The organism is Streptomyces sp. ActVer (assembly GCF_027270795.1).
Lineage (GTDB): Bacteria > Actinomycetota > Actinomycetes > Streptomycetales > Streptomycetaceae > Streptomyces > Streptomyces umbrinus_A.
This window is the reverse complement of the sequence record NZ_JAPWHT010000416.1, coordinates 1-9106: the sequence shown is the minus strand read 5'-3', so window position 1 is coordinate 9106 and position 9106 is coordinate 1. Positions and strand designations below refer to the sequence as shown.

Annotated in this window: 9 protein-coding genes; 4 read left to right on the top strand and 5 right to left on the bottom strand. The window is 70.2% G+C overall.

Annotated features, from left to right (window positions below; all coding sequences use genetic code 11):
• Positions 1-401: BREX system ATP-binding domain-containing protein (locus tag O3Q52_RS42180; RefSeq protein WP_269653835.1), on the bottom strand; the 401-nt coding region annotated here is incomplete at its 3' end.
• 338 nt (positions 402-739) lie between these two features.
• Between O3Q52_RS42180 and O3Q52_RS42175 the strand changes: the two genes are divergently transcribed.
• On the top strand, positions 740-4117 hold the full coding sequence (locus O3Q52_RS42175) for a S8 family serine peptidase (protein ID WP_269653838.1): 3378 nt from the start codon (positions 740-742) through the stop codon (positions 4115-4117).
• Positions 4118-4167: 50 nt separating this feature from the next.
• Here the strand turns inward: O3Q52_RS42175 and O3Q52_RS42170 are convergent, their stop codons facing one another.
• The 3 genes from O3Q52_RS42170 to O3Q52_RS42155 form a co-directional block, all read right to left on the bottom strand.
• Positions 4168-4428 (bottom strand): hypothetical protein, encoded by a 261-nt coding sequence (locus tag O3Q52_RS42170; protein WP_269653834.1) that lies wholly within the window; start codon positions 4426-4428, stop codon positions 4168-4170.
• Positions 4425-4772 (bottom strand): DUF6247 family protein, encoded by a 348-nt coding sequence (locus O3Q52_RS42165; protein ID WP_269653833.1) that lies wholly within the window; start codon positions 4770-4772, stop codon positions 4425-4427. Before O3Q52_RS42165 ends, O3Q52_RS42170 begins: the two co-directional genes overlap by 4 nt.
• 568 nt (positions 4773-5340) lie before the next feature.
• Positions 5341-5784 (bottom strand): ATP-binding protein, encoded by a 444-nt coding sequence (locus tag O3Q52_RS42155; protein ID WP_269653832.1) that lies wholly within the window; start codon positions 5782-5784, stop codon positions 5341-5343.
• Positions 5785-5909: 125 nt separating this feature from the next.
• Between O3Q52_RS42155 and O3Q52_RS42150 the strand changes: the two genes are divergently transcribed.
• Together O3Q52_RS42150 and O3Q52_RS42145 are read left to right on the top strand one after the other, a co-directional pair.
• Entirely contained in the window at positions 5910-6719 is an 810-nt protein-coding gene (locus O3Q52_RS42150) for a helix-turn-helix transcriptional regulator (RefSeq protein WP_189836988.1), read from the top strand.
• A complete protein-coding gene (locus tag O3Q52_RS42145) occupies positions 6716-6904 on the top strand; it encodes a DUF397 domain-containing protein (protein WP_269653831.1) in 189 nt (62 codons plus the stop codon). Before O3Q52_RS42150 ends, O3Q52_RS42145 begins: the two co-directional genes overlap by 4 nt.
• Here the strand turns inward: O3Q52_RS42145 and O3Q52_RS42140 are convergent.
• On the bottom strand, positions 6896-7444 hold the full coding sequence (locus O3Q52_RS42140) for a hypothetical protein (RefSeq protein ID WP_269653837.1): 549 nt from the start codon (positions 7442-7444) through the stop codon (positions 6896-6898). The two genes, O3Q52_RS42145 and O3Q52_RS42140, sit on opposite strands and share 9 nt — an antisense overlap.
• Positions 7445-7741: 297 nt before the next feature.
• On the opposite strand from O3Q52_RS42140, the gene O3Q52_RS42135 reads away from it, so the two are divergent.
• A partial coding sequence (locus tag O3Q52_RS42135; protein ID WP_332112995.1) for a histidine kinase occupies positions 7742-9106 on the top strand: 1365 nt, incomplete at its 3' end.

Below are 9106 nucleotides of genomic sequence, written 5' to 3'. Positions count from 1 at the left end.
AGGGCGGCGGTGCCGGCGAGCGCGGCGAGGGCGGCCGCCTCCGCCTCGTGCCGCCGGTCCTGGTACGCGGTCAGCCGCCGCTCCAGGTCCTTCAACCGCCGTCCCTGGTGGGCGAATTGCTCGCAGATCTCCGACAGTGCCTCCGGGACGCTGCCGGCGTGCTCGTCGACGTACGCGGTGAGCGCCCCGCGTTCGCGTGCCAGGTGCTGCAACTCCTGTACCAGGAAGGTCTTTCCGACACCCGCGGTGCCGTGCACGTGGAAGCGGAAACGCTGTCCGGGGTCGCCGGGCCGGAGGTCGAAGTTCCGCAGGAACGCGGCCCGTTCGGTGTCCCGGCCGACGAATCCGGCACGGTTGCCCTGCTGGATCAGCTCCTGCCTCGACGGTCCTGCCTGCGCCACCCGTCCGCCTCCTTGCCGCTCCCGGTCCGCCCCCGGTCCGCTTTCAGTCCGGGGCCCAGTCTGGCTCAGCCTGCCGGAGATGACCTAGGAGTTGGCAGGCGGGGTCGCGCTTCTGCCGTCCGCCCTCCGGTCATCCGTCGTCCGATGGAGGGGGCCGCGAGCCGGTCCGTCCCGCGTACCGCCGGCCGGGACCGAGCGGTACGCGCGATGGACTTCTCCCCCGGAACTCAACTGTCCGCCCCGCCACTCACGTCCCTGGAGAGGTACCAACTTCCGTCCACGCGAGCCGAGTTCGCGGGGAGCTGTTGTCATCCCCAGGGGGAGACGTGAACAGACAGATGAAGAGGGCGTACGTCACCGCGGTCGCCGCGGCAGCCGCGGTGGCGCTGACGGCGGGCATGACCGGCCCGGCGTCGGCAGGCGGATCCACGGGGTCCGGGCAGACCACGAAGGCCGGGCAGGCGGGGCAGGCCGGGGCGAGGGCGGCCGCGAAGGGACCGGTCGCGCATCGCGTCACGCTCATCACCGGTGACCGTGTCGCCGTCGACGCGAAGGGCCGGGTCCTCGGCGTCGAGCGCGCCGAGGGCCGTGAGCACATCGCGATCCGTACGCTCACGGAGTCCGAGTCCGGCCACTCGCTGGTCGTGCCGGCCGACGCGCAGCGGCTGATCGCCTCGGGCAGGCTCGACCAGCGGCTCTTCGACATCACCGAGCTGAGCCGGAAGGCGGTCCGGGCCTCCCACGGGCGGGGCCTGAAGGTGATCGTCGGCTACCAGGGCACGGCGAGGGCCGCGAAGGCGGACGTACGCGCGGCGGACGGCACCGAGGTCCGCCGCACGCTGAAGTCGCTGAACGCCGAGGCCGTCACCACCGGGGACCCGGCCGGCCTGTGGGCGGCGGTCACGGACGCGCAGGGCGGGAGCGCGCGGGCCGCGTCCGGCATCGCCCACATCTGGCTGGACGGCGTCCGCAAGGCCGGCCTCGACAAGTCCGTCCCCCAGATCGGCGCCGACAAGGCCTGGGCGTCCGGGTACGACGGCAAGGGCGTGAGGATCGCCGTCCTCGACACGGGCGTCGACGCGACCCACCCGGACCTCAAGGACCAGGTGGTGGCCGCCAGGAACTTCACCCCGTCCCCCGACGCGACCGACAAGTACGGCCACGGCACGCACGTGGCGTCCATCGCCGCCGGTATGGGTGCCAAGTCGGCCGGGGCGTACAAAGGCGTCGCGCCCGGCGCCGAGCTGCTGAACGGCAAGGTCCTCGACGACAACGGCTTCGGCGACGACTCCGGCATCCTCGCCGGCATCGAGTGGGCCGCCGAACAGGGCGCCGACGTCGTGAACCTCAGCCTGGGCGGCAGCGACGCCCCGAGCCTCGACCCCCTGGAAACGGCGGTCAACAAGCTCTCCGCCGACAAGGGCATCCTCTTCGCCGTGTCGGCGGGCAACGACGGCGAGTCCGGTGAGCAGACCGTCGGCTCCCCCGGCAGCGCGGAGGCCGCGCTCACCGTCGGTGCGGTGGACGGCGACGACAAACTCGCCGAGTTCTCCAGCCGGGGCCCGCGCGTCGGCGACGGCGGCATCAAGCCGGACGTCACGGCACCCGGCGTCGACATCACCGCCGCGGCGGCACCGGGCAGCGTCATCGAGCAGGAGGTCGGCCAGAATCCGGAGGGCTACCTGACGATCTCCGGTACGTCGATGGCGGCCCCGCACGTGGCGGGCGCCGCCGCGATCCTGAAGCAACGGCACCCGGACTGGACGTACGCCGAACTGAAAGGCGCACTGACCGCCTCGACAACCGGCGGCACCAACTACCAGCCGTACCAACAGGGTTCGGGCCGCATTGCCGTCGACCGGGCCCTCGCGCAGACGGTGGTCGCCGAGCCGGTGTCCGTGAACTTCGGCGAGCAGCAGTGGCCGCACACCGACGACACCCCGGTCGCGAAGGAGATCACGTACAGGAATCTCGGTACGACGGACATCACGCTCGACCTCGCGGTGACGGCGACCGACCCGAAGGGCGGGGCCGCCCCGGCCCGCTTCTTCACACTCGGGTCGAGGACGCTGACCGTCCCGGCGGGCGGCAGGGCCTCCGTGAACCTGACGACGGACACGAGGCTCGGCGGAACGCTGGACGGCACATATTCGGCGTACGTCGTGGCGACGGACGGCGGTCAATCCGTACGCACCGCCGCGGTGGTGAAGCGGGAGGCCGAGGCGTACGACGTGACGCTGAAGTTCGTGGGCCGGGACGGGCGGCCGACGCCCGACTACTGGTCGTTCCTGTCCGGCATCACAGGTGACGCGCGCGGCAGCTACCGCGAGCCGCACGACGCGTCCGGCACGGTCAAGGTCCGCCTACCGAAGGGGACTTACCTCTTCGACACCACGATCTCCGAGAACCCCGAGGACTCCCGCGCGGGCACGGACTGGCTGGTCCAGCCGCGGCTGGACGTCACCGGCGACATGACGGTGACGGCGGACGCACGCGTGGCGAAGCCGGTGTCGATCACCGTGCCGGACGGCTCGGCCGAGCCGTCATTCGTGGCACCTCGGTACTGGTACGCGGGTGAGGGCTACAACATCGAGACCGGGGTGGACGTCGACACGTTCGACAGCCTCCGGACGGCGCATCTGGGTCCGGAGGTCACCACCGGCTCGCTGAACCAGCAGTGGATCGGCGTGTGGCAGAAGGGCACCGACACCGAGTACGACGTCATGCTGGGCGGCAACACCCGCAAGCTCGCGACCGGTTACCGCAAGCATCTCCGCCCCTCCGACTTCGCCACGGTCAAGGTCGGTATGGGCGCGTCGGCACCGGGCAAGCGGGGCGAGATCGGCGTGGCCGGCTACTTCCCTGAACTCGGCGGCATCTCCCCGATCACCGGCCCGCAGGACCTCCCACGCACCCGCACGGTCCACCTCTCCACGCCGGACAACACCAAGTGGGACATCTTCTTCCTGCAGTACGGCACCCCGGACGAGGAGGGCACCGCCCCCACCGAGTCGTACTACACCTTCGACGAGCCCCGAGCCTTCAAGGGCGGAGCCACGTACGAGACGCGCTTCAACGCGGGCGTACTGGGCCCGCGCCTGGCGACCAACGAGGGCATCTTCCGAGACGCCGACACGATCACCGGCGAACTCCCCCTGCACGCGGACGACGCCAACCACGCGGGCTGGACGAGATACTCCTCGGTCACGACAACCCTCTACCGCAACGGCGTCAAACTCACGGAGAACTCCGACGCCCTGGACGGCAACGGCGAGGGCTTCACGGTCCCGTCCGACGCGGCCGACTACCGCCTGACGACGTCGGTCCGCCGAGACCCCGCCCTCGCCACGACGTCCACCCGCGTCGACGCAAGCTGGACGTTCCGGTCGGCCAAAACCACAACCCGCGCCCAACTCCCCATCTCCACGGCTCGCTTCACCCCAAAGACAGACCTGACGGGCCGAACTCCCGCCGATAAAACGGCGGTGGTGCCGGTGATAGTCCAGGGCCCGGCGGCGGGCATCAACCTCAAGTCGCTTACGGTGCACGTCTCCTACGACGGCGGCACGACCTGGACGAAGACGCCCGTCAAGAACGGCAACATCACGGTGAAAAACCCGGCGAAGGCAAAGTCCATCTCCTTCCGGGCCAACATCACCGACAAGCAGGGCAACAGGTCGTCTGTGACGGTGTACGACGCGTACCTCGGCAAGTAGGCCGCACCCCGCACTCGGTCCGCCGGAACCGCACCGCTCCGGCGGACCACTCAGCCGTACCAGGTGACGTTGCAGACGTAGACGCACTCATGGCGAGGCACCGCGAGGAAGCTGATGAATCCTCGTCCACCGAGGAGATCGAACTCTCGCAGCCCGCCTTCTTTGTCCACGGGTCTGCCCACTCGTACGGCATCGTGCCCGAGCGCGGCCAACTCCGTAGCGGGCCGTTCGACCTCTGCCACGACGCCGGGCGGCAGCCCTTCGGTGATGTACTCGGCACTTGGGTTGTAGTCCCAGGACCAGTCCGTCACAGACCCGCCTCGACCTCGGCGGCCGCACGGATCACGCGGATCTCGGCGATGGCTTCGGTCGGCTCCTGGTCCCCCGCGTCCACGATCCGTTCCAGTTCGTGGAGGCGGGCGGCGCGCTGCGGGTGCCGTTCGATCGCGACGAAGACGGCCCACGAGTGCACGAAAGCCCGCAGCGGGGCGAGGCTCTGGGTCTGCTGTGCGTTCGTCGTGGCCTCGAAGAGGTGCTGGGTGAGCGCCGGGACCCGACTGGGTGCGATTCGGGCGACCGCTGCCCGTAGCGCGTCAGGGGTGAGTTCGGGCATGGGGATCAGAGGTCCGTACGGGCCGTCGCTCTGAGCACTCACGGGGACCTCCGGTGCGGGTGGGGCGCTCCTCGTACGGTACCGGCGGAGGCTGCGCAGGGCTGCCGGGACGGCGCTGGTCACGTGACTCACTTCCGTCATTTCCTAAGCCGCCGCTGTCGCTCGGGCCTGGTGGGTCGTGCTGCAGCCTCGGCAGCGGCCCGGTGTCGCAGCTCGGAAGGCTCGGTCGCAGTCGTCGCAGTTCTGGAGAGGGGCCGGGCGGGGTGGCTCTGGGCGGGCTGCGGGGAGGGGTGGGGGAAGGAGCGCGGTGAGGCGGTGGGCCAGGAAGCCCGCCGGGTGGCGTACGCCGTCCTGTGGCATGCCTGCCGCGAGGGCTCGCCGTACGTCGTCCGGGGCTACGCCTCGTTCCAGCCAGGCGGCCACCGCGGGGGCGAGGCGGCGTACGTCCTGCTCGCTGAGGTGGAGTCGGGGGTCGTGGGTGCGGAGGCCGGCGAGGACGTCGCGGGCGGTGCGGTGGATGACGGGCTCGGTCGGGTGGGTTGGGTTCTATCCCCGGTTCTTTCTCTTTGGCGTCCGGCCCTACCGGGTCACGTCGGTCCACGATCCGGCGTCACTCCGGTCCGTGACCTGGCGTCACCTCCGCCCAGACCGTCTTGTAGCCCGGCCCTGGGCCGTCCGCCACGCCCCACCCGTCCGCGTACGCCTCCACTAGCAACAGGCCGCGCCCCGACTCCTCACCGTCACCGACCGGACCCTTGATACGCGGGTGCCGGTCGCCCCGGGCGTCGGTCACCTCGACGCGCAGCACGCCGCCCTCGTCGATCCGGAGCGTCAGCCTGAAGTCCCGGCCGGGGACACGTCCATGGAGTACGGCGTTCGCGGCCAGTTCGGCCACCACGTGCAGTGCGGGCTCGGACTCGGCTCCCCATTCCGCGAGTTGGCGCTCCGTGAGCAGGCGGGCGAGGCGGGCGCCGCGGCGGGTCGAGGAGAGCAGGATCGTGAAGTGCCGGGCGGCGAGGACCGGTTGGGCGGGGGCATGGATTCCGTTGTTCACGTCACTCAGCGTGGCCGCGTACATCTACTCTGAACAGCGGCGAAGCCGGTACGCAGCGTGACTGTCCGGGCGCGGTACGGATGCGATCCGCGGTTGTCCGGTCCGTACGTGGGAGAGGTGGCCCTGTGGAGGACGAGGAAGCGGCGGCCGTACTCAAGGCCGTCGGGCGTCAGATCAAAGCCTGGCGGGAAGCCGCCGGTATGCGACAGTCGGAGTTCGGCGCCGCGATCGGGTACGGCGAGGAGATGGTTTCGTCGGTGGAGCGGGGGCGGCGGGTGCCCCAGCCCGAGTTCCTCGACAAGGCGGACGAGGTGCTCGACGCGGGCGGCAAGCTCTCGGCGATGAAGAAGGACGTGACCGAGGCCAGGTATCCCAAGAAGGTGCGGGATCTGGCGAAACTGGAGGACGAGTCGGTCGAGCTGGGCGCGTACTCCAACCATTACGTGCACGGGCTGTTGCAGACCGAAGGGTACGCACGGTCCCTGTACACGATGCGGCGCCCCTCGTACACGGAGGACGAAATCGACCGGCACGTCAGCGCGCGTATGGCACGCCAGAGCGTCTTCGAGCGCATCCCCCGGCCGACGCTCACTTTCGTCCAGGAAGAGGTGACTCTACGGCGGCCCATCGGGGGCAAAATGGTGCTACGCCAGCAGCTCGAACGCCTGTTGGAGGTCGGCAGGTTGAGGCACGTCGAGATTCAGGTGATGCCCACGGATCGTGACGACCACGCGGGCATGGGCGGACCGATCCGTCTGTTGAAGCTCCAGGACGGCAACACGGTGGCTCACGAGGAGGGCCAGACCTCCAACCGCCTGATCAGCGATCCCAGAGAGGTACAGCCCCTTGAGATGCGCTATGGGATCATCCGGTCCCAGGCTCTCACTCCCCGGGAGTCACTGATCCTCATCGAGAAGGCACTGGGAGAGACATGACCGCCCTTGATTGGTTCAAGAGCAGCTACAGCAGCAACGAGGGGCCGGATTGCGTCGAGGTCGCGATAGCCATCCCCGCCGCCACCATCCACGTCCGCGACTCCAAGGACAAGCAGCGCTCACAACTCACGTTCACGGGCGCCGCGTGGAGCGACTTCGTCGGCCACGCCCGCCACTCAGCGTGACTGGAGAGCGTCCAGGGCCACCGCCTGGGCGATGGCCAGGCGGCGGTCGAGGTCGGGGTTCGCTATGTCGAGTACGTAGCGGTCGCGGAGGCCGAACTTCTTGTCGACCGACATCGCCCGCTTGTCGCCCTCGGTGAAGTCGAAGTGGTACGGCCATGCGAACGGTATGAAATCGACGAGCGGCAGGAAATCCCAGACTCGGCGCAGTACGGCCACCACCCTGTTTCGCTCGCGGCCGGTCAGTTGTGTCGTGCCCGGTTGCTCCAGGCTCCACGTCGAGCGGAGCAGCGAGGCGGCGAACTCCTTGCGGAACGTGCCGATGGGGGTGCCCGTCTCGTCGCGTACGTCGTAGGTGGCGCCGACGTCGAGGAGCTGGCGGGCCTTGAAGGTCAGCAGGACACTCTTCTTGGACTCGTCGGAGTAGACGGTCATTTCTTCCTTGATCGCGGTCCGTTTCTGCTCGGCGTAGGCGACGACCTCGCCCTCCGAACCGTCCGGACGGGCCACGGTCACCACGTACCGGTTGGCCATGAAGGTCATCTTCTGCCGGACGTTGAACCGCTCGTGCGCCTGCAGTTGCGTGTCGTCCACGTGACGTCTCCCGTTTTTTCGTCGCCTGCACTGTGTCCTGCTGAGCCATCGTCGCCGCGACGGCCTGCCCGGATCAGTCCTCGGAAGTCGCGGTCCGCAGCGACCTTCGGAGACGGCGGATATCGCGGATACGGCACCGGCGGCCCCCGACAGCGTCCGCCCCGGCCGTGGTTGTCCACTTTCGTCGTTCGGCGGCGCGACGCAGGGATGATGCGGGCGCTCCCGGGCACTGCCTATCGTCGGGCCGTGGAACTGGACGAAGCGAAGACCGCCCGCATCGCATGGCCGCTCCGACGTCGGCTTGTCGCGGCGTCGCCCTGGAGTCGCGGGCGGATCACCGGCGAGACCGTACTCACCGTTGTGCTCGCCGGGCTCGCCGGGCTGATCGACGCCGCGGGGGCCGGGTTCGGCGTACGGACCTTCGTCGTCGTCGCGGGCGTCGCCCTGCTGTCGCTGGTCCGGCGCTCGCTGCCGGCGACGGTGCTGGTCGTCTCGGCGGCCGCGGCCGGGGAACTGGCCGGCGCGGCGCCGCTGCTGGTCTACGCGAGCTGGTCGGCGGGCAGCCGCATCCTGAAGCCCTGGCGGGTGGTCGCCGCCTTCGCCGCAGCTTTCGTACTGCATGCCGCGGTGTCGTTCCGCAGCGAGTTCGGCGCGGGTTCCGACCTGCCGCTGGCTTTCACGTTCGGGCTGAGCGCAGGCCTGTTCCTCACGCTGTCGATCGTGCCGGGCCTTGCCTCCCGCTACCGGGCCCAGCGCCACTCACTGCTGGACGCACTGCAGCGGAACAACGTCCAACTCGTGCGCGAGCAGACGATGGTGGCCCGTCAGGCGCGCCTGCTGGAGCGGGGCCGCATAGCCCGGGACATGCACGACAGTCTCGGCCACCAACTCGCCCTGATCGCCGTGCACGCGGGCGCCCTGCAGGTCGATCCGGATCTCACGGAGCGACAGCGGGAGGGCGTACGGATCCTGCGGGACGCCTCCGTCACCGCGATGGGCGAGCTGCGCGAGGCCGTCGGCATCCTCCACGAGGAACGGGAGGAACGGGACGACAACCGGAACTGGCCCGACGTGCGCATCACCGAGCCCGGACACACAGAGCGCACCGAACCCACCGAACCCGTCGACCGCACCGAGCCCGCCGACACGGACGGCGGGCGTCCCGGCTCCCGCGCGGTCGCCGCCATCGACGGTCTTGTCGAGTCGTCCCGGGCCGCGGGCGCGGCCGTGGAACTGCTCCGGTCCGGCGCCTTACGGCAGTTGGCGCCCGCCGCGGGCCACACGGCGTACCGCATAGCCCAGGAGGGCCTGACCAACGCCCACAAGCACGCCCCGGGCGCCCCGATCACCCTCGCCCTGCGCTACGAACCGGACAGCCTGGTGGTGGAGGTCGCCAACGGGCCCGCGCCTGCCGGGGCGCCGGACGCCCCGGCGGTGATCAGCGGCGGCCAGGGGCTCAGGGGGCTGCAGGAGCGGGCCCGGCTCATCGGCGGCATGGTGCACACCGGGCCCACCGCGGACGGCGGCTTCCGCATCGCGGGCATGCTGCCCTACAGCGCTGGCACCAGTGCCTCCCTCGATACCGGCACCGGCACCGGCACCGGCACCGGC

Coding starts and splice junctions, on each gene's coding strand:
- O3Q52_RS42145 (WP_269653831.1), top strand. CDS start 6,716: ATGACCGCCCTTGATTGGTTCAAGAGCAGCTACAGCAGCAACGAGGGG.
- O3Q52_RS42140 (WP_269653837.1), bottom strand. CDS start 7,444: ATGACCTTCATGGCCAACCGGTACGTGGTGACCGTGGCCCGTCCGGAC.
- O3Q52_RS42175 (WP_269653838.1), top strand. CDS start 740: ATGAAGAGGGCGTACGTCACCGCGGTCGCCGCGGCAGCCGCGGTGGCG.